Below are 19,141 nucleotides of genomic sequence, written 5' to 3' on the forward strand. Positions count from 1 at the left end.
GGGCGGGGTCGTTACATCACCTGGACGATCGAGCAGCGCCCCGCCTTGATGGCAGGGCGAGCGGCCCCGGAATGATGGCGGGCCGGCGGTCGTTACATCTGGTCCCGGCATCACGAGCGCCGCCCACCCCGCAGGGTGTGGCCTGCGGATCCCCCGGGTTGCCGGTCTTGGTTGCACCCGTCTGGTCCACCCCCTGGGCCGTGGACGGGATCCCCCGAAGTCTTTCGAGTGCCTGAGTGGTGCTCGCACCCCGCCGTGGTCCCCCTCGTGGTGGTGGTGTCGATCCCCCGAATGGAGCTTGGTGATGAACACGATGCTGCGTAAGAGCGTTCTGGGTGTTGCTGGTCTGGCGTTCGCCACCGGTGTGTTCGCCGGCCCCGCTCACGCCGCCCCCGTGGTGGAGTCGAAGCCGGTGGCCGTCGCGGTGCTGGCCGACAAGCCCGACACCGGCAAGCTGATTCCGCACGGTGTGCAGGGCAAGCAGTCGCGTGTCGACCTGGACGACGAGCAGGTCGCGAATGTGAAGGCGATCATCGCGGCGACGAAGAAGGCCGGCATGGACGAGCGGGCCGCCGTGGTGGCCATCGCGACCGCGTTGCAGGAGTCGAAGCTGGTCAACCTGGGTCACCTGGGTGAGCGCAACGACCACGACTCGCAGGGCCTGTTCCAGCAGCGCCCGTCCAGCGGGTGGGGCACGGTCGAGCAGATCACCGACCCCGAATACTCCACGCTGGCGTTCCTGAAGGGTCTCAAGCAGGTCGACGGTTGGCAGGACATGCCGCTGACCAAGGCCGCCCAGACGGTGCAGGTGTCGGCCTACCCGTTCCACTACGCCCAGTGGGAGACCCAGGCCGCCGACCTCGTCGCCGAGCACTGGAACAACTGACCCACAGTCTTTCCTCGACAGGGGGAACCAAGCCGCTGGCCGGCACCCGAAATCCGGGTGCCGGCCAGCGGTGTATCCGCACCCCCGCGCCGGACGTGGTCGTGGTCACCAGGGTGGGTGGAACAGGAGGGCGGGGTAGCGTGTTGAGTCGGGTGTCGGTGTGTCCAGTGTCCCCGGGCCTCACCTTAAATGCCGTCGCGGAATACCAGTCCGGCTGGAGCCGCCACGCGCCACTCGCCGAGAGGCGACCTGCACACCGACACCCCAGCGCCGCCCCCGAGCCCACACCGGGCCCGGGGGCGGCACTGCCTCCACAGCAGGAAACCCCGCCCGGCCCGGGCGGTCCCGGTATCCGAGGTAATCGCGGTGGTCGGGGTCGCGAGTGTCGGTCGGCTGCCCTAAGGTTCGAGGGGTCGGGGTCGGCGCCGGGAGGGGGTGGCGCGGTGGGTCTGCGGACCTTCATCGAGGGCTGGCCGGTCTACCGGCAGCTCACCGGCACCGATCCGCTCGGCCGGGGTGCCGCGGCGCAGTCGAAGCGATCGGCGGAGCTGACCGCCCGCACGGAGACCGCGGACCGGGTGGCCCGCTCGGTGTGTCCGTACTGCGCGGTTGGCTGCGGGCAGCGGGTCTACGTCAAGGACGAGCAGGTCGTCCAGATCGAGGGCGACGCGGACAGCCCGATCTCCCGCGGCCGGCTCTGCCCGAAGGGTTCGGCCAGCAAGAGCCTGGTCACGAGTCCGTTGCGGGAGACGAAGGTCCGTTACCGCCGGCCGTACGGCACGGAGTGGGAGGATCTGGATCTCGACGTCGCGCTCGACATGATCGCCGACCGGGTCCTCGCCGCCCGTGAGCAGACCTGGGAGGACGTCGACAGCGAGGGCCGGCCGTTGAACCGGACGCTGGGCATCTCCAGCCTGGGCGGGGCGACCCTGGACAACGAGGAGAATTACCTCATCAAGAAGTTGTTCACCGCGATGGGGGCGCTCCAGATCGAGAACCAGGCGCGCATTTGACACTCCGCCACCGTCCCCGGTCTGGGGACCAGCTTCGGTCGCGGTGGGGCGACGGATTTCCAGCAGGCGCTCTCGCGCTCTGACGTCATCGTCATCCAGGGTTCGAACATGGCCGAGGCCCATCCGGTGGGCTTCCAGTGGGTGATGGAGGCGAAGAAGCGCGGCGCGAAGGTCTTCCACGTCGATCCGCGGTTCACCCGCACCAGCGCGCTCGCCGACACGTACCTGCCGATCCGCGCGGGCACCGACATCGCCCTGCTCGGCGGGGTGGTGCGCTACATCCTGGAGAACGAGCTTGACTTCCGGGAGTACGTGCTGGCTTACACCAATGCGGCGACGGTCGTCAGCGAGCACTTCGTCGACGCCGAGGACCTGGACGGGCTCTTCTCGGGCTTCAGCCGGGAGACGCGCGCGTACGACCAGACCACCTGGCAGTACGCGGGCCAGGAGCGGGACGGCGGGATCGAGGACACGGGCCGGGAGCGGGACAGCGCTGCCGGCCTGCGCCACGAGTCGCACGGTATGCCGGTGGCGGCCGTCGCCATGCGGGACGAGACGTTGCAGCATCCGCGTTGCGTCTACCAGATCCTCAAGCGTCACTTCGCCCGCTACACGCCGGAGATGGTGGAGCGGGTCTGCGGCGTCCCGCAGGAGAAGTTCCTCGAGCTGGCCCGGGCCTGGACGGAGAACTCCGGGCGGGAGCGGACCGGCGCGCTCGTCTACTCGGTGGGCTGGACGCAGCACAGTGTCGGCGTGCAGTACATCCGTACCGGGGCGATCATCCAGTTGCTGCTGGGCAACGTGGGGCGACCCGGTGGCGGCGTCCTGGCGCTGCGGGGGCACGCCAGCATCCAGGGCTCGACGGACATCCCGACGCTGTTCAACCTGCTTCCCGGCTACCTGCCGATGCCGCACCACGCCAGTCACCCCACCTTCCAGCAGTGGGTGGACAGCATCCGCCACCCGGGGCAGAAGGGCTACTGGGCGAACGCGCGGGCGTACGCCGCCAGCCTGCTCAAGGCGTACTGGGGGGACGCGGCGACGCCGGAGAACGACTTCTGTTACGGCTACCTGCCGCGGATGACCGGCGATCACGGCACGTACCAGCAGGTGCTGAACATGATCGACGGCAAGGTCAAGGGGTACTTCCTGCTCGGTCAGAACCCGGCGGTCGGCTCGGCGCACGGCAAGGCGCAGCGCCTCGGCATGGCGAACCTCGACTGGCTGGTGGTCCGCGACCTGTTCATGATCGAGAGCGCGACGTTCTGGCGGAACAGCCCGGAGGTGGAGACCGGTGAGATCGTGCCGGAGGAGTGCCGCACCGAGGTCTTCTTCCTGCCGGCCGCGTCGCATGTGGAGAAGGAGGGCACCTTCACGCAGACCCAGCGGGTGCTGCAGTGGCGGGAGAAGGCGGTCGAGCCGCCGGGTGACGCCCGCTCGGAGTTGTGGTTCTTCTACCACCTGGGGCGGCGGCTGCGGGAGCGGCTGGCCGGCTCCGACAGGCCGCGCGACCGGGCCCTGCTGGACCTCGCGTGGGACTACCCCACGCACGGTCCGCACGCGGAGCCGAGCGCCGACGCGGTGCTGCGCGAGATCAACGGGTACGAGGTGGCCACCGGCCGTCTGTTGCCGTCGTTCACCGAGGCCCGCGACGACGGTTCCACCGCGATCGGCTGCTGGATCTACACCGGCGTCTACCAGGACGGGGTCAACCAGGCCGCGCGCCGCAAGCCGCGGCACGAGCAGGACTGGGTGGCCGCCGAGTGGGGCTGGGCCTGGCCGGCGAACCGGCGCACCCTCTACAACCGTGCCTCCGCCGACCCGGAGGGTCGGCCGTGGAGCGAGCGCAAGAAGTACGTCTGGTGGGACGCCGGCAAGGGCGAGTGGACCGGCTACGACGTGCCGGACTTCGAGCGGACGAAGCCGCCGTCGTACCGGCCGCCGCCGGGTGCCGCGGGTGTGGAGGCGATCTCCGGCGACGACGCGTTCATCATGCAGGGGGACGGCAAGGGCTGGCTGTACGCGCCCAGCGGCGTCCTCGACGGGCCGTTGCCGACGCACTACGAACCGCCCGAGTCGCCGATGCGCAACCTGATGTACGGGCAGCAGGGCAACCCGATGCGCAAGATCTACCACCATCCGGTGAACCGGATCAATCCCAGCCCGCCGGAGCCGCACAGCCAGGTCTACCCGTACGTGTTCACCGTCAGCCGGCTCACCGAGCACCACACCGCCGGTGGGATGAGCCGGTTCGTCCGGCCGCTGGCCGAGTTGCAGCCGGAGATGTTCGTGGAGGTGTCGCCGGAGCTGGCCGTCGAGGTCGGGCTGGCGCACCTGAGCTGGGCGCACCTGGTCAGCGGTCGCGCGGTGATCGAGGCCAAGGTGCTGGTGACCGACCGGCTCACACCGCTGCGGGTCGAGGGCCGGGTGATCCACCAGGTCTGGTTGCCGTACCACTTCGGCCGTCAGGGGATGGTGACCGGCGATTCGGTCAACGACCTGTTCGGGATCAGCCTCGACCCGAACGTGCTCATCCAGGAGAGCAAGGTGGGTACCTGCGACATCCGACCGGGCCGGCGGCCCACCGGGCCGCCGCTGCTCCACCTGGTCGCCGAGTATCAGCGTCGGGCCGGGTTGACCGGGGAGCGGAGCGTGCCGATCGTCACCACCGACGCCGGCACGGACGGGGGGCAGGTATGACGATGTTGGAGGGCGACAGCCTCCACGGGCCGCTCGACCCCGCCGCGGACGCCGGGTGGACCGCGGCGCCACCACGGATGGGCTTTTTCACCGACACGAGCGTCTGCATCGGCTGCAAGGCCTGCGAGGTGGCCTGCAAGGAGTGGAACGGCGTGCCCGCCTCCGGTTTCGACCTGCTCGGCATGTCGTACGACAACACCGGCGCGCTGACCGCGAACTCGTGGCGGCACGTGGCGTTCATCGAGCAGCCCCGGCCGGCCGGGCACCGGACGCCGCCGTTCGCGGGCAACCCGACCGGGGCCGCGGTGAGCTCCGCGTCGGCGGCCGTCGCCGCCGGCAGCCCGAACGACACCGGCACCGACCCGGGCGTGCCACCGGGCTCGTCCGAGGCGGCCGCCCGGATGGCGACGAGCAGCGGGGCCGGTGGGGCGGAGCGCCACGGGACGCGGTTCCTCGGCATGCCGGCGGCGCGCCCGCCCGGCCGCACCGGCAGCGCCGAGGGGCGTACCGACTTCCGCTGGCTGATGATGTCCGACGTGTGCAAGCACTGCACGCACGCGGGCTGCCTGGACGTCTGCCCGACCGGCGCGCTGTTCCGCACCGAGTTCGGCACGGTGGTGGTGCAGGAGGACATCTGCAACGGCTGCGGCTACTGCGTCTCGGCGTGCCCGTACGGGGTGATCGACCGGCGTAAGGACGACGGTCGGGCGTGGAAGTGCACGCTCTGCTACGACCGGATCGGCGCCGGGAAGACCCCGGCCTGCGCCCAGGCCTGCCCCACCGAGTCCATCCAGTACGGCCCGCTGGACGAGCTGCGGGAGCGGGCGGCCGCCCGGGTCGCCACCCTGCACGAGCGGGGGGTGCCGGAGGCGCGGCTCTACGGGCACGACCCGACCGACGGCGTGGGCGGCGACGGCGCGTTCTTCCTGCTGCTGGACGAGCCGGAGGTGTACGGGCTGCCTCCTGACCCGGTGGTGACGACGCGGGACCTGCCGCGGATGTGGAAGCGGGCCGGCCTGGCCGCCCTGGCCATGGCGGCGGCGGCCGTCGCCGCGTTCGTCGGAGGGTCCTCGTGAGTCCGGACCGCCCGGTCGGTGACCGGTTCCGCCGCTACCGGGACCTGGCCGTCCCGGAGGCCGAGTTCACCTCCTACTACGGCCGGCCCATCCTCAAGCCGCCGGTGTGGACGTGGGACATCGCCGCGTACCTGTTCACCGGTGGCGTGGCGGCCGGGTCGTCGCTGCTGGCCGCCGGCGGGCAGCTCACCGGCCGGCCGGTGCTACGGCGGGCCGGGCGGGTCACCGCGTTGGCCGCGGTCACCGCCAGCGCGGTCTTCCTCGTCAAGGACCTGGGCCGGCCGGAGCGGTTCCACCACATGCTGCGGGTGGCGAAGCCGACCTCACCGATGTCGGTCGGCACGTGGATCCTCACCGCGTACGGGCCGGCGGCCGGGCTCGCGGCGGTCGCCGAGGCCGCCCCGTGGCTGCCCCGGCGCGGGGTTCCCGGAGTGGTGCGCCGGGTGCTGCCGCCGGTGGGGCACGCCGCCGGGCTGGCCGCGGCGGCGACGGCGCCCGCCCTGGCCACGTACACCGGGGTGCTGCTCGCCGACACGGCCGTGCCGTCGTGGCACGAGGCGTACCCGGAACTGCCGGTCATCTTCGCGGGCAGCGCCCTGGCCAGCGGTGCCGGCGTCGGTCTGGTCGCCGCGCCGCCGCACGAGGCCGGCCCGGCCCGCCGGCTGGCGGTGGCCGGCGCGGCCCTCGAACTGTACGGCTCGCACCGCGTGGAGACACGGCTCGGGCTGCTCAGCGAGCCCTACACGACGGGCCGGCCCGGCCGGCTGCTGCGCGCGGCGCGGGCGCTGACCGTCGCCGGGGCTGCCGGGGCGCTGCTCGGCCGGCGCAGCCGGATCGCCTCCGTGGCGTCCGGGGTCGCGCTGCTCGCCGGGTCGGTGGCCACCCGGTTCGGGATCTTCTACGGCGGGGTCGCCTCGGCGCGCGATCCGAAGTACACGGTGGTGCCGCAGCGGGAACGGGTCGCGCGGCGGCGGGCGGAGACCGGCGACGCCGACCGGTGACGGCCCGCCGAGCCAGTGCCGACACGCCCAGCCGGTGACGGCCGCCCGGCCAGTGCGAGTTCGCCGACGGTAGCCCGCCGAGCCGGTGGCGGCCCGGACGGCCGGCTGCGGCGGCCCGCTGCGGCCGGTCGCCGCCGCCCGGCGGGCCGCGGCGGGCCGCGCTGTGGTCAAATGCTGCGTGGAGGCGTTCAGGCGGCTGGTGCCCCTCCCGGTCTTCAAAACCGGTGTGGTCCGGGACCCGGGCCAGGCGGGTTCGATTCCCGTCCGTCTCCGCCAAGCACGGTGGGAGTTGACGTGACAGCCGACGGCAGCGCCGATCCACGCCGGCGGGTGCCGCGCACCGACACGCTGCTGGCCGACCCGCGGGTCGCCGCCGCCGTCGCCACCCACGGCCGGGACCGGGTGAAGGCGGCCGTGCGCCGGGCGCAGGAGCAGGCGCGGCGGGGCGAGACAACCCCCGAGGGGGTACGCGACGCCGCGCTGGCGGCTCTCCCCGCCCCGGCGCCGCGGGCGGTGCTCAACGCGACCGGGGTCGTGCTGCACACCAACCTCGGCCGCGCGCCGCTGTCGCCGGCGGCCGTCGCCGCGGTGGTGGCCGCCGCCGGGCACACCGACGTCGAACTCGACCTGGCCACCGGCCGGCGGGCCCGGCGCGGCCGGGACGCCCTCGACGCGCTCGCCGCCGCGGTCCCCGACGCCGGGGCGGTGCACGTGGTCAACAACGGCGCCGCCGCGCTGGTGCTCGCCGCCACCGCGCTCGCCGCCGGCCGGGAGATCGTGGTCAGCCGGGGCGAACTGGTGGAGATCGGCGACGGCTTCCGCCTGCCGGACCTGCTGGTGAGCACCGGCGCGCGGCTGCGCGAGGTGGGCACCACCAACCGTACCCACCTCGACGACTACACCGCCGCGCTGGGGCCGGACACCGGCTTCGTGCTCAAGGTGCACCCGTCGAACTTCCAGGTCAGCGGTTTCACCTCGACGGTGCCGGTGCGCGCGCTGGCCACCCTCGGGGTGCCGGTCGTCGCCGACATCGGCTCCGGCCTGCTCGTCCCCGACCCGCTGCTGCCCGACGAGCCGGACGCCGCGTCCACGCTGCGCGACGGAGCGGCGCTGGTGACGGCCAGCGGCGACAAGTTGCTCGGCGGGCCGCAGGCCGGGTTGTTGCTCGGCGACGCCGGCCTGGTGCGGCGGCTGCGCCGCCACCCCCTGGCCCGGGCACTGCGGGTGGACAAGGTGACCCTGGCGGCGCTGGGCGCCACCCTCGCCGACCCGGTGACACCCACCCGGGCGGCGCTGCACGCCGAGCCGGCGGCGCTGCGGGCCCGCACCGAGCGGTTACGGGACGCCCTCGCCGCCGACGGGTGCAAGGCCGAGGTGGTACCGGCCGTCGCCGTGGTCGGCGGGGGCGGCGCTCCCGGCGTGGAGCTGGCCTCGTGGGCGCTGAGCCTGCCCGAGTCGTACGCGTACCCGCTGCGCACCGGGCAGCCGCCGGTGCTCGGGCGGGTGGCCCACGGCCGGCTGCTGCTGGACCTGCGCTGCGTCCCCGCCGACGCCGACGACACCGTCCGCGCCGCCGTGCTGCGCGTCCCCACGGACGGCTGACCATGTTCGTGGTGGCCACCGCCGGGCACGTCGACCACGGCAAGTCCACGCTGGTGCGGGCACTGACCGGGATGGAGCCGGACCGGTGGGCCGAGGAGCGCCGGCGGGGCATGACGATCGACCTCGGGTTCGCGTGGACCGCCCTGCCGTCCGGGCGGACGGTCGCGTTCGTCGACGTGCCCGGGCACGAGCGGTTCGTGCCGAACATGCTCGCCGGGGTTGGCCCGGTGCCGGCGGCGCTGGTGGTCGTCGCCGCCGACGAGGGCTGGATGCCCCAGTCGGCCGAGCACCTGGCGTCGCTGGACGCGCTGGGCGTGTCGTACGGGCTGCTGGTGGTGACCCGCGCGGACCTGGCCGAGCCGGGGCCGGCGCTGGCGCAGGCGCGGCACCAGCTGGCCGGCACGTCGCTGCGCGCCGTCGACGCGGTGGCGGTGAGCGCGGTGACCGGCGCCGGGCTGCCGGAGCTCCGGGCGGCCCTGGACCGGCTGGCCGGTGCCCTCCCCGCCCCGGTGGCGGACGCCCCGGTGCGGCTCTGGGTGGACCGCAGCTTCACCGTCCGGGGCAGCGGGACCGTGGTGACCGGGACCCTGGGCGCCGGCCGGCTCGCCGTCGGGGACGAGCTGGAATGCGCGGCGACCGGTGAGGCGGTCCGGGTCCGCGGGCTGCACTGCCTCGGCGTCGCCCGCGCGGAGGTCGCCGCCGTCGCCCGGGTGGCGGTCAACCTGCGCGGCACGCCCCGCGAGCGGTTCGGCCGGGGCGACGCGCTGCTCGCGGCGGGCCGGTTCCACCGCACCGACCTGTTCGACGTCCGGGTGACCGGCGACCCGGCCGCCGGCCTGCCGGCCACCCTCACCCTGCATGTCGGTTCCGCCGCCGTGCCCGCCCGGGTCCGCCCGCTCGGTACGGACACCGCCCGGCTGCGGCTGGCCCGCCCGCTGCCGCTGCTGGTCGGCGACCGGGCGCTGCTGCGCGATCCGGGCCGCCACCACGTCGCCGGCGGCGTGACCGTGCTCGATGTGGCGCCCCCGCCGCTGGCCCGTCGCGGCGCGGCCGCCGCGCGGGCGGCCGTACTGGCCAGCCTGGACGGTCGGCCCGACCTCGCCGGCGAGCTGCGCCGCCGCAAGCTGGCCCGGGCCGGCGACCTCACCCGGATGGGCGTCGCACCGGCGGGCCGGCCGGTCGCCGGGGACTGGCACGCCGACCCGGCGCACTGGCGGCGGCTCGGCACCCGCCTGGCCGAGGAGGTCGACCGGTACGCGACCGCGCACCCACTGGAACCGGGCGCCCCGGTCGAGCTGCTGCGGCAGCGCCTCGACCTGCCCGAGCGGGCGCTGGTCGCGGCCCTGGTGCGGCCCCCGCTGCGGCTGCACGCGGGGCGGGTCACCGCCGCGGCGGCCGACGTGTTGCCCGAGCCGGTGGCGCGTGCCGTCGCGCGGGTGCGCGCCGCGTACGCCGGGCACCCGTTCCGGGCCCCGGAGGCGGACCACCTGGCCGATCTGGGGCTGGGGCCGCGGGAGATCGGCGCGGCCGTGCGGGCGGGGGCGCTGCTGCGGCTGGCCGACAACGTGGTGTTGCCGCCCGGCGCGCTCGACGACGCCGTCCGGGTGCTGGCCGGGCTGCCGCAGCCGTTCACGCTCAGCACCGCGCGGCAGGCGCTGGACACGACCCGGCGGGTGGCCGTGCCCCTGCTGGAGTTGCTGGACCGGCGGGGTGTGACCCGGCGGCTGCCGGGGGACAGCCGCATCGTCGTCGGGCGGTAGCGGCGTGGCCGACGGCGGAGCGGGCGTAACCGGCCCCGCCGGGGGTGGCAGTCGCCTAGCGTCGGGCCATGGACCCTTCGGCGGTCTGGCGGGACAAGCAGCACAAGTGGCGGATCGAGGCGTACCGGGCGCCGGACCTGCGCTTCGCCATCTTCGCCACCAACGGCACCACCGAGTCCGCGCCGCTGTGGCTGTTCGGGATGACGGCGTTGGCCCGGTGGCTGATGAGCCACAAGATCTCTCTCGACGACCTGGAGGTCGACTGAGACCCCCGATCGGGGTGAATTGCGGCATTCAACCCCGTACGCCCGCGCTACCGGTCTACCGTCGCTGAATGTGAAGGACCGAGGATTGCGCACCGCCCTCACCGTGCTGGCCGGCCTCGCGGTGATCTACTTCGGCATGAGCGGCAGCGACGCGGAGGACGGGGAGGGGATCTCCGGCGGCCTGGTGGTGCTCGCCGTGCTCGCGGCCCTGCTCGTGTGGCACCTGACCAAGCCGGGGAACAACGCGGCGAAGTGAGCCGCCCCGCGTCCATGCAGCAGCTCACCGGCCCGCCGCCCGCGCGACCTCGCCGGCGGGCTCCTCGCCGAGGGCCACCCGTACCAGGGCCGACGCGAGGCGGCCGAAGTCCCCGTCGTCGACCAGCCCGGCGAGCCGCTCCGGGTCGTGGGGCAGGCCCAGCCGCCGCGCCCCGCTCAGGGCGCGCCGGTCGGCGTACGGGCGCAGGTCCGGCCACACCGCCTGGGCCTCGCGCAGGAAGATGTCCGCCCCGGTGGGCCCGATGCCGGGGAACTCGGTCAGCAGGCGGCGCAACCGGGCCGGCTGCCCCTGCCCCTCGCGGTGCATCCGGCGCAGGTCGCCGTGCCAGCGGTCCAGGCAGAGCCGTGCGCCGTCGCCGAGCATCGTGGCGGTCCGCTCGTCGTACCGGCGGTAGTGGCCCCGACCGAGGGCGTCGACCCGGTCCTGCCAGCTCGCCGCCCGCATCGCCTGCGGGGTGCGGTAGCCGGCGGCGAACAGCTCCCGGGCGGCGGCCACCGCCACGCACGCCCGGATCCGGGTGCTGAGCAGGGTGGCCAGCACCAGCAACTGGTAGAGCGGCCCCGGCCGGTCGGCCAGTCGGACACCGGCCTCCTCGGCGTACGTGCGCCCGCCCCGCTCCAGCAGCACCCGTGCCGTCCTGCGGTCATCGCCCATCGCGCGGGGGTACCCGGCCGGTGCGGCGTTAGCCCTGCCGGGGGACGGCGGGACCGGAATGGCGCCGGTGGCGGTGGGTACCCGGTCGGGGAGGCGGCGTACGCCGTGCGCCGCCGCCCACGCGGAAGGAGACATCCCGTGACGAACCCGCAGCAGCAGGAGTTCCGGCGCAACGCCCGGGGCTCGAACGTCCAGGACAACAAGGGGCCCGGGCCGAAGGGCCACCCGCTCAACCGGGGCTCCTCGCGGGGTGACGAGGGACGTCCGGTGCCCAAGGGGCAGATCTCCCCGTACGGCCCCGCAGCGGAACCGGTGGCCGAGGACGAGAGCTGACCGCCGGCACACACCCGCGCCGCCCGCTCCCAGCTGGGGACGGGCGGCGCGGGCGATTCCGGGCCGGTCAGCGGCGCGGCGACCGGAGCCGGTTCCAGGTGGCCGCCGCCGCCAGACCGAACGCCAGGTGCGGGATGAGGTCGGACAGCCAGTCGGTCCGGCTCCAGGTGCGCGGATCGGTGACGCCGAGCGCGGCCAACGACCCGTCCGACATGGTCATCACCCCGCCGCCGAGCACCCCGCTGGCCAGTGGCAGCGGCATGCGCCGGCCCCGGGCCAGCAGAGCGAACCCGATTCCGGCGGTGACGCCCAGGCCGTAGCCGAGCAGGGCGCCGAGGCCCGAGCGGCGGTTGGCCGCCCGGGCCTCGGGCCCGAGGTCGACGTGCGCCACCTGGGCGACGCGGCGGGCGCTCTCCTCGGGGCTGCTGCTGGCCGGCCGGGCCCGCAGCGTCATGTCCAGGTAGGTGACCGCGTTCAGGGCCGTGCTGCCGACCGCGCCGGCGATCGCCCCGTCGGCCAGGTCCGCCGCCCTCACGTCGGGTCGCCGGCTTCCCGCTCGCTCTTCGGCCCGTAGATCCGCTCGCCGCGGACCACGCCTCGCTGGCCCCGGTCCTGCTGGAGGATCCGGTTGGCGACGTCGTCCGCCTTCTGGTCCGACACCCGCCGTCCGGAATCGTCGATCGCGTTCCGCATGCGTGCGCGCTGCTTGTCGTACGCGTTGCTGCCCGGCCGTGGTCCTGGCATCGCTGCCTCCTCCGGTCGTCCTCGCCGTTGGCGTACCGGGCTGGTCTACCCGTCGGTGCGCCGGTCAACCGTGCCCGGGCGGGTGCCGACGTCGCGGCGCCGGACCGGTCAGTGTGGCGCGCGGACGACGGCGACCGGGCAGTCGGCGTGGTGCAGCGCGGAGTGGCTCACCGAGCCCAGCAGCAGGCCGCTCAACTCGCTGCGGCCCCGCCCGCCGACGACGAGCAGTTGCGCCTGCCGGGACGCCTCGGTGAGCATCCGCGCCGGGCGGCCGTGGGCGGTGGCCCGGCGGACGGTCAGGTCCGGCCACCGGTCGCCGAGCCCCGCGACGGACTCGGCGAGCACCCGCTTCTCCTCGTCGCGCAGGTCGCTCTCGTCGTACACCAGGGGCTGCATGTCGCCGGGGCCGGTGGAGACCGGGTGCCGGTAGGCGTGCAGCGCGACCAGCTCGGCGCCGCGCAGCGCGGCCTCCTCCGCCGCGAACTCGACGGCCAGGCGGGACACCTCGGAGCCGTCCACGCCGACGACGACCGGTCCGTCGGAGCGGTCGCTGCCGCGGGCGACCAGGATCGGACAGTCGGCGTACGTGGCGACCTGCACCGCGACGGAGCCGACCACCAGGGCCGTGAACCCGCCGAGTCCCCGGTCGCCCAGCACGATCATCACCGCGGTCGGCGACTCGCCGACCAGGACCGCGGCGGCTTCCCCGTCGATGATCTCGCCGGACACGCGCAGGTCCGGCACGGCCGCCCTGGCCTCGGCGACGGCCGCCGCGACCAGCTGCTCGGCCTGGTGGCGGATTCCCGCGCCGGGCGGGCCGCCGGCGGGCGCGTCCACCGGCACGTTCAGCAGCGGCCAGATGAATCCGTGGACGACGCGTAGGGGGCGGTCGCGGCGGGCCGCCTCGACGGCCGCCAGACGGACGGCGCGTAGGGACGGCTCCGAGCCGTCCACGCCGACCACCACCGCCGCGCTGTTGGCCGAGTTCACCCGCTCACCTCCGGGGCCAGTATCGCCGTCACCGTACGGTCGCGCGGCGATACCGCCCAGACCGGACGGTGGGTACGCTGGCGACGACCACCGGGGAGGGAGCGTCGTCGATGGTTGAGGAACCCGACCAGCCGAGCACCGCACGGATGATCGACCACTGGCTCGGCGGGGAGCACCACTTCCCGGTCGACGTCGCCGCCGCCCGGGCCTTCGAGTCGGCGTACGGGCCGTGCGCGCCGGTGTTCCGGGAGCTGCGCGCCTTCCTCGGCCGGGCGGTGCGGTCGATGGCCGCCGAGGGGGTGGACGGGTTCCTGGTCTTCGGGGCGGGTGTGCCCACGAGGGGCAACGTACACGAGGCCGCCCCGGACGCGACGGTGCTCTACACCGACGTCGACCCGGTCACCATCCGGCTCGGCCAGCGGATCCTGGCCGACAGCGACCGGGCCGGCTACGGCTTCGGCGACGCGACGGACATCGGCACCGTCGACCCGGCGCAGCTGCACCGGTTCGTGCCGGGGTGGGGACGCAGACCGGTCGGCGTGGTCTTCCTGGGCCTGGCCGCGTTCCTCGACGACGAGACGCTGGCCCGCACCCTCGACGAGCTGTACGAGGCGACGCCACCGGGCAGCCTGCTCGCGGTGGACTTCGACACCGAGGAGCTGGCCGGGTACCCCCGGGCCCTGGCGATGATGGGGCCGGCTTTCCGGATGCGGGCGCCGGCGGCGTTCCGCCCGTTGCTCGGCCGGTGGACGCCCACCACCGACGGGATCGTGCCGATCACGCACTGGCGGCCCGACGGAACACCGGCGGCGGTGCCGGACGCCTTCCACGGCGGGGTGGCCGTGCGCGGCGAGGACTGACGCAGGTGGTGACGGTGTCGGCCGGCCACGCCGATACCGGGCACCGCGGCGGGTCGCCGTCTCCGTATGATGCTTGCCCTGCTGCAAGTGTTGTTCGGAGGGAACCATGTCGGACCCGCTGGGCCTGGTGTCGCGCGCGCTCCGTGCCGCCCGGCCGGACGGGCTGGTGGAGGCCGCCGACCGGGCGATCCGCTCCGGGCTCGGCGCGACGCGGACGGCCGTGTTCATCGCGGACTACCGGCTGGGCGGCCTGTGGCCGGTGGGCGACGGCGGCCCACCCGACCGGCGGGGTCTGGTGCGGCGGTGCTTCAGCAGCCAGCAGGCGATCAGCGAGCAGGACGCGGCCGGCCGGTGCCGGTGGTACCTGCCGCTGACGGCGTGGGGGGAGCGGGTCGGGGTGCTGCTGGTCGAGCTGCCGGGCCCGGTCGGGCCGGGGGTGGTCGACCAGGCGTCGGAGATCGCCGGTGAGCTGGCGACGGCGCTGCGGGCTGCGGACCGCGGCACCGACCGCTACCACCGGGTCCGCCGGCGCGAGCGCCTCAGCATGGCCGCCGAGTTGCAGTGGGAGCTGCTGCCCGGCCGCAGCGTGACCCACGACGCGTTCCAGCTCGCCGGCCAGTTGGAGCCGGCGTACACGGTGGCCGGTGACCACTTCGACTGGTCGGTGGACGGTGAGCGGCTGACCGTGACGGTGCTGGACGGTTCCGGCGTCGGACTCGCGGCGGCGGTGCTCACGGCCGTGACGGTGAACGCCCTGCGCAACGCGCGCCGCTCCGGCGAGGGTCTGGTGGAGCAGGCGGAGCTGGCCTCGGACACCGTCTTCCACCAGCATCGGGGCCTGCGGCACGTCGCCACGCTGCTGTTGGAGCTGGACACCGGCTCCGGCCGGCTGCGGGCCGTCGACGCCGGCTCGCCGCACCTGCTGCGCCTGCGCGGCGGCACGCTCTCCCGGATCGACCTGGAGCAGCAGCTGCCGCTGGGCATGTTCGGCGAGACCCGCTACGACGTGCAGGAGGTCGACCTGGAACCGGGGGACCGGCTGTTCGTGGTCAGCGACGGCGTGTGGGCGGCCGATCCGGCCGGGCGGGGCCGGTACGGGGACCGTGAGATGGGCCGGGCGATGCGCGCGGCGCGGTTGCAACCGCCACCGGAGGCGGTTGGTACGGTGATGCGCGAGTTGCGCGGGTGGCACGACGAGGCGGCCCTGCGGGACGACGCGGTGGTGGTCTGCCTGGACTGGCGCGGGTTCGGCAGTCGGGACGTGGAATGAGGGCGGGCGCCGCGCCGGTGGCGCCGACCCGAGCGGGACAATCGCAGGAGACAGCGGGTGGAGCGTTCTCCGGATCTGGCGGCGGCCATCGACGGGGCGGCGGAAGCCCTCGTGGGTGTGCTGGACTCGGCGGTCTCCCGGCAGCAGCTGACCGTCTCGCCGACGCAGCTGCGGGTGCTGTCGCTGCTCAGCAGTCGACCGGACACCAACGTCAACGGGCTGGCGGAGCTGCTGGACGTCGTGCCGTCGTCGGCGAGCCGGCTGTGCGACCGGCTGGAGGCCACCGGCCTGCTGCGGCGGGTGGGGGACCCGCGCGACCGGCGGGAGGTGCGGCTGGTGCCGACGCCCGCGGCGGAGGCGCTGCTGTGCGAGGTGCGGGACCGCCGGCACCGAGCCGTACAGGCGGTGCTCGACCGGATGCCGGGCCGGGTGCAGCAGGAGTTGCTCGTCGCGTTGCTGGCGTTCAGCCGGGCGGCGGCGTCGGCCGCCGAGCCGGCACCGGAGGTAGCCGTCCGCTCGGCGTGATCCCATCCTCGACTACCGTCCTAGGACGCTCTACGCGATGTGGCGCCCACCACACCCACGAGCGCGCGACAGGGCCGGCACCGGAGACCCGAACGGGCGCGACAGGGCAGATATAGTGGCAGCGCAACTCACCCGGCCCGTGATCCCACGTGATCACGGGCCGCGTCGGAAGTCGGCCCCGGGCCCGGGGCCGCAGGGGGAGCCGGTCGCAGCCGGCCCGAGAGCGCGTACGAGCCTCCGCACCGTCCGGTCCCGGCCGGGCGCCGGAGCGCGTCGCGGAGGAGGTTCGGTGTCGCGTCGGCCGGCTCGGGCAGGGCATCCGCGAGCCTCCGCCGGTGCGGGCGACCAAATCCTCACCCTGCCCAACCTGATCAGCTTCGTCCGGCTGCTCGGTGTCCCACTGTTCCTGTACCTGCTGCTGGTGCCGCGCGCCGACGTGGCGGCGATCGTGGTGCTGGCCGTCGGCGGCACCACGGACTGGGTGGACGGCTGGATCGCCCGCCGGCTCGGCCAGGTGAGCCGGCTGGGCGAGCTGCTGGACCCGCTCGCCGACCGGCTCTACATCCTGGCCACGCTGCTGGCGTTCACCGCCCGCGAGGTGGTGCCGTGGCAGTTCACCGTGGCGCTGCTGGCCCGGGAGCTGCTTCTGGTGGGGTCGCTCGCCGTGCTGCGGCGTCACGGGTACGGGCCGCCGCCGGTGCACTACGTCGGCAAGACGGCCACGTTCCTGCTGCTGGCCGCGTTCCCGATCCTGCTGCTCGCGGCGGCGGTACCGGCCGCGGCGACGGCGGCCGGCGCGATCGGCTGGGGGCTGGCATGGTGGGGCCTGGTGCTCTACTGGGTGGCCGGCGGGATGTACGTGGTGCAGGCAAGCCGGCTGGTGCGGGAGGCGAGGCGATGACCGGCACGCCGACGGAGAGCCCGCAGCGCACGGCGCGGGTGTACGCGCCGGACTTCCTGACCGAACTGTTCCGCAACCCGCTCGATCCGGGGTACGCGGACGCGGCGGAGCGCCGGCGGGAGGCGTCGCCGGCGGGGTGGCGGGACTGGTCGGCGCGGTCGGTGGCTGTGGTCGTCCTGCTGGTGCTGGGTTTCCTGTTCGCGGTGGCGTACCGGCAGACGGTGGCGGAGGCGCCGGGGCGCACCCAGGCCCGGGAGGGTCTGGTGCAGCAGATCAAGCAGCGGGAGACGGAGACCGACGGCCTGTCCGAGCGGGCCGACGAGCTACGGGCGGAGGTGGCCCGGTTGCGGGCCGCGGCGCTGGGCGGTTCGGAGGCGGCGCGGCTGCGCAACCTCGAGGCGGGCACGGGGATGGGCCGGGTGCGTGGTGACGGCGTCGTGGTGCGGCTGGCCGACGCGCCGCCGGACGAGGACGCGGTGCCCGACGCGGACGTGGGGCCGTCGAAGGTGATCTACACCGACCTGCAGGGGGTCGCGAACGACCTGTGGGCGGCGGGCGCGGAGGCGATCGCGATCAACGGTCAGCGGTTGACGGCGACGTCGACGATCCGGCAGGCGGGGCAGGCGATCCTGGTGGACTTCCGGCCGGTGACGGGGCCGTACGAGGTGTCGGCGATCGGGCCGGAGGAGATGCGGGAGCGGTACGAGCGGGGCCGGAGCGCGTCGACGATGCGGAAGGTGGCCGAGGACACGGGCTTGTCGTTCGGGATCCGTGACGCCGAGGACCTCACGTTGCCGGCCGCTCCGGAGCCGCGGCTACGCTACGCGCAGCCGCCGCCCAGCCCGAGTCCGACGCCGTCGGGTCGGTCGGTCAGTCCGGGGGCGTCCGGTTCGGGGACGTCTCCCAGCCCCTCCGGAGGTAGTCGATGATCGCGGTGTTGGCGTTGCTCGCGGGTGTCGGGCTCGGGTTGTGGCTCGACCCGACGGTGCCGGCGGCGCTGCAGCCGTACCTGCCGATCGCCGTGGTGGCGGCGTTGGACGCGGTGTTCGGCGGGGTGCGGGCCAAGCTGGACCGGATCTTCGACGACAAGCAGTTCGTGGTGTCGTTCATCTCGAACGTGCTGGTGGCGGGTCTGATCGTGTACCTGGGGGACCAGTTGGGCGTGGGCAGCCAGCTGTCGACGGGTGTGGTGGTCGTGCTGGGGGTGCGGATCTTCGGGAACGTGGCGGCGATCCGCCGGCACCTGTTCCGGGCGTAGGTTGTTGGTGATGAGCAGCGACGAGCACACCGAGACGGGTACCGGTTGGCCGCAGCCGGCGGGTCCGCGGCGTCCGTCGGGTCCGGCGGGGGAGCCGGATCCGCGGCCGGAGGCGCCGGATCCGGACGAGTTGAGCCCGTTGGTGCCGGAGGCCGCCCCGGAGCGGGAGGTGGCGCCGGGGGAGGAGCCGGCGGCGTCGGGCGGTGACGAGCTGACGGTGGATCTGTCGGCGGCGGGTGCGGCGGAGCCGGCCGGGGGTGACCGGGCGGCCGGTGCGGGGCGGCGGGTGAGTTCGGCGACGCTGATGATCGCGGTGCTGCTGGCGTTGCTGGGGTTCACGCTGGTGGAGCAGTTGCGGACGACGTCGGCGGATCCGACGACGTCGGCGGCGCGCCAGGAGGACCTGGTGCGGATCCTGTACGACCTGAACGCTCGGGAGGTTCGGCTGCGGCAGGACATCGCGACGTTGGAGGAGAGCCAGCGGCAGTTGCGTTCGGGTGAGCAGGGTCGGCAGGCGGCGTTGGCGGAGGCGGGCCGGCGGGCGGACGAGCTGGGGATCCTGGCGGGGACGCTGCCGGCGACGGGGCCGGGTTTGTCGGTGCGGTTCCAGGCCGGTGGCGGGAAGCCGATCTCGGCATCGCGGGTGCTGGACGCGGTGCAGGAGTTGCGTGGCGCGGGCGCGGAGGCGATGCAGATCTCCGGTGGGGACCGGGCGACGGTGCGGATCATCGCGTCGACGTTCTTCCTGGACGGGGAGAACGGGTCGTTGGTGGTGGACGGGCGGCGGTTGACGGGCCCGTACACGATCACGGTGATCGGGGATCCGGCGACGATGCGTACGGCGTTGAACATTCCGGGCGGGGTGGTGGCGACGGTCGCGGGTGACGGCGGTACGGTGATCGTCGAGGATCGTGAGGTCGCCGAGGTTTCGGCGCTGCACGCGCCGATCAAGCTGGAACACGCCCGTCCGGTCTCCTGACCGGCGCGGCCGGCGCCGGTTTCCCCGCGGGGGCCGGTGCACCGAT

20 protein-coding genes and 1 tRNA gene are annotated in these 19,141 nt (G+C 74.6%); 17 read left to right on the forward strand and 4 right to left on the reverse strand.

Translation table 11 applies throughout. The annotated features are described in order from the left end of the window. Window positions 1-304: 304 nt before the first annotated feature. The 9 genes from GKC29_RS19330 (at window position 305) to GKC29_RS19375 (ending at window position 10,560) form a co-directional block, all read left to right on the forward strand. Window positions 305-886 (forward strand): hypothetical protein, encoded by a 582-nt coding sequence (locus GKC29_RS19330; RefSeq protein ID WP_155332159.1) that lies wholly within the window; start codon window positions 305-307, stop codon window positions 884-886. A gap of 443 nt (window positions 887-1,329) precedes the next feature. Further along, window positions 1,330-4,599 carry a formate dehydrogenase gene (gene fdh, locus GKC29_RS19340; RefSeq protein ID WP_255456029.1) on the forward strand — a complete coding sequence of 1,090 codons (3,270 nt, stop codon included), beginning with the start codon at window positions 1,330-1,332 and terminating at the stop codon, window positions 4,597-4,599. 2 nt (window positions 4,600-4,601) lie between these two features. Next, the gene (locus GKC29_RS19345; protein WP_155334240.1) at window positions 4,602-5,675 is read left to right on the forward strand and encodes a 4Fe-4S dicluster domain-containing protein; all 1,074 of its coding nucleotides are present in this window, start codon (window positions 4,602-4,604) and stop codon (window positions 5,673-5,675) included. After that, window positions 5,672-6,676: an NrfD/PsrC family molybdoenzyme membrane anchor subunit gene (gene nrfD, locus GKC29_RS19350; RefSeq protein ID WP_155332162.1), complete on the forward strand. Its 1,005-nt coding sequence runs from the start codon at window positions 5,672-5,674 to the stop codon at window positions 6,674-6,676. Before GKC29_RS19345 ends, nrfD begins: the two co-directional genes overlap by 4 nt. Window positions 6,677-6,856: 180 nt before the next feature. Then, window positions 6,857-6,952: transfer RNA gene (locus GKC29_RS19355), tRNA-Sec, on the forward strand. A gap of 18 nt (window positions 6,953-6,970) precedes the next feature. Then, a complete protein-coding gene (gene selA, locus GKC29_RS19360; protein ID WP_155332163.1) occupies window positions 6,971-8,278 on the forward strand; it encodes an L-seryl-tRNA(Sec) selenium transferase in 1,308 nt (435 codons plus the stop codon). A gap of 2 nt (window positions 8,279-8,280) precedes the next feature. After that, a complete protein-coding gene (selB, locus tag GKC29_RS19365) occupies window positions 8,281-10,038 on the forward strand; it encodes a selenocysteine-specific translation elongation factor (protein WP_155332164.1) in 1,758 nt (585 codons plus the stop codon). A gap of 68 nt (window positions 10,039-10,106) precedes the next feature. Continuing rightward, entirely contained in the window at window positions 10,107-10,304 is a 198-nt protein-coding gene (locus tag GKC29_RS19370; protein ID WP_155332165.1) for a hypothetical protein, read from the forward strand. 85 nt (window positions 10,305-10,389) lie between these two features. Next, on the forward strand, window positions 10,390-10,560 hold the full coding sequence (locus tag GKC29_RS19375; RefSeq protein ID WP_155334241.1) for an amidophosphoribosyltransferase: 171 nt from the start codon (window positions 10,390-10,392) through the stop codon (window positions 10,558-10,560). Window positions 10,561-10,584: 24 nt separating this feature from the next. On the opposite strand, the gene GKC29_RS19380 is transcribed toward GKC29_RS19375, so the two are convergent. Beyond that, window positions 10,585-11,235 carry a hypothetical protein gene (locus tag GKC29_RS19380; RefSeq protein WP_155332166.1) on the reverse strand — a complete coding sequence of 217 codons (651 nt, stop codon included), beginning with the start codon at window positions 11,233-11,235 and terminating at the stop codon, window positions 10,585-10,587. A gap of 138 nt (window positions 11,236-11,373) precedes the next feature. Here GKC29_RS19380 and GKC29_RS19385 point away from each other — a divergent pair, with 138 nt between their 5' ends. Further along, the gene (locus GKC29_RS19385; protein WP_155332167.1) at window positions 11,374-11,568 is read left to right on the forward strand and encodes a hypothetical protein; all 195 of its coding nucleotides are present in this window, start codon (window positions 11,374-11,376) and stop codon (window positions 11,566-11,568) included. 67 nt (window positions 11,569-11,635) lie between these two features. Here the strand turns inward: GKC29_RS19385 and GKC29_RS19390 are convergent, their stop codons facing one another. The 3 genes from GKC29_RS19390 to GKC29_RS19400 all read right to left on the reverse strand — a co-directional run bounded on the left by GKC29_RS19390 (window position 11,636) and on the right by GKC29_RS19400 (window position 13,302). Beyond that, entirely contained in the window at window positions 11,636-12,103 is a 468-nt protein-coding gene (locus tag GKC29_RS19390) for a hypothetical protein (RefSeq protein ID WP_155332168.1), read from the reverse strand. Then, complete coding sequence (locus tag GKC29_RS19395) at window positions 12,100-12,312, reverse strand: phosphatidylethanolamine-binding protein (RefSeq protein ID WP_155332169.1); 213 nt, start codon at window positions 12,310-12,312, stop codon at window positions 12,100-12,102. Before GKC29_RS19395 ends, GKC29_RS19390 begins: the two co-directional genes overlap by 4 nt. Window positions 12,313-12,420: 108 nt before the next feature. Then, on the reverse strand, window positions 12,421-13,302 hold the full coding sequence (locus GKC29_RS19400; RefSeq protein ID WP_155332170.1) for a universal stress protein: 882 nt from the start codon (window positions 13,300-13,302) through the stop codon (window positions 12,421-12,423). A gap of 110 nt (window positions 13,303-13,412) precedes the next feature. Between GKC29_RS19400 and GKC29_RS19405 the strand changes: the two genes are divergently transcribed. From GKC29_RS19405 to GKC29_RS19435, 7 genes are all read left to right on the forward strand, one after another. Further along, a complete protein-coding gene (locus GKC29_RS19405; protein ID WP_155332171.1) occupies window positions 13,413-14,162 on the forward strand; it encodes an SAM-dependent methyltransferase in 750 nt (249 codons plus the stop codon). A gap of 106 nt (window positions 14,163-14,268) precedes the next feature. Continuing rightward, window positions 14,269-15,432, forward strand: coding sequence for a PP2C family protein-serine/threonine phosphatase (locus tag GKC29_RS19410; protein ID WP_155332172.1), 1,164 nt, complete (start codon window positions 14,269-14,271; stop codon window positions 15,430-15,432). Between the two features lie 57 nt (window positions 15,433-15,489). Beyond that, on the forward strand, window positions 15,490-15,957 hold the full coding sequence (locus tag GKC29_RS19415; RefSeq protein WP_155332173.1) for a MarR family transcriptional regulator: 468 nt from the start codon (window positions 15,490-15,492) through the stop codon (window positions 15,955-15,957). Between the two features lie 289 nt (window positions 15,958-16,246). Then, window positions 16,247-16,858 carry a CDP-alcohol phosphatidyltransferase family protein gene (locus tag GKC29_RS19420; protein WP_155332174.1) on the forward strand — a complete coding sequence of 204 codons (612 nt, stop codon included), beginning with the start codon at window positions 16,247-16,249 and terminating at the stop codon, window positions 16,856-16,858. Next, complete coding sequence (locus GKC29_RS19425) at window positions 16,855-17,787, forward strand: DUF881 domain-containing protein (protein ID WP_155332175.1); 933 nt, start codon at window positions 16,855-16,857, stop codon at window positions 17,785-17,787. The genes GKC29_RS19420 and GKC29_RS19425 overlap by 4 nt, the downstream gene beginning before the upstream one ends. After that, window positions 17,784-18,116, forward strand: a complete 333-nt coding sequence (locus tag GKC29_RS19430; RefSeq protein WP_155332176.1) for a small basic family protein — start codon at window positions 17,784-17,786, stop codon at window positions 18,114-18,116. Before GKC29_RS19425 ends, GKC29_RS19430 begins: the two co-directional genes overlap by 4 nt. A 10-nt stretch (window positions 18,117-18,126) precedes the next feature. Continuing rightward, window positions 18,127-19,095 (forward strand): DUF881 domain-containing protein, encoded by a 969-nt coding sequence (locus tag GKC29_RS19435; RefSeq protein ID WP_155332177.1) that lies wholly within the window; start codon window positions 18,127-18,129, stop codon window positions 19,093-19,095. Window positions 19,096-19,141: the final 46 nt, after the last annotated feature.

Origin of the sequence: Micromonospora sp. WMMC415 (assembly GCF_009707425.1) — a bacterium.
In the GTDB taxonomy this organism is placed as follows: domain Bacteria; phylum Actinomycetota; class Actinomycetes; order Mycobacteriales; family Micromonosporaceae; genus Micromonospora.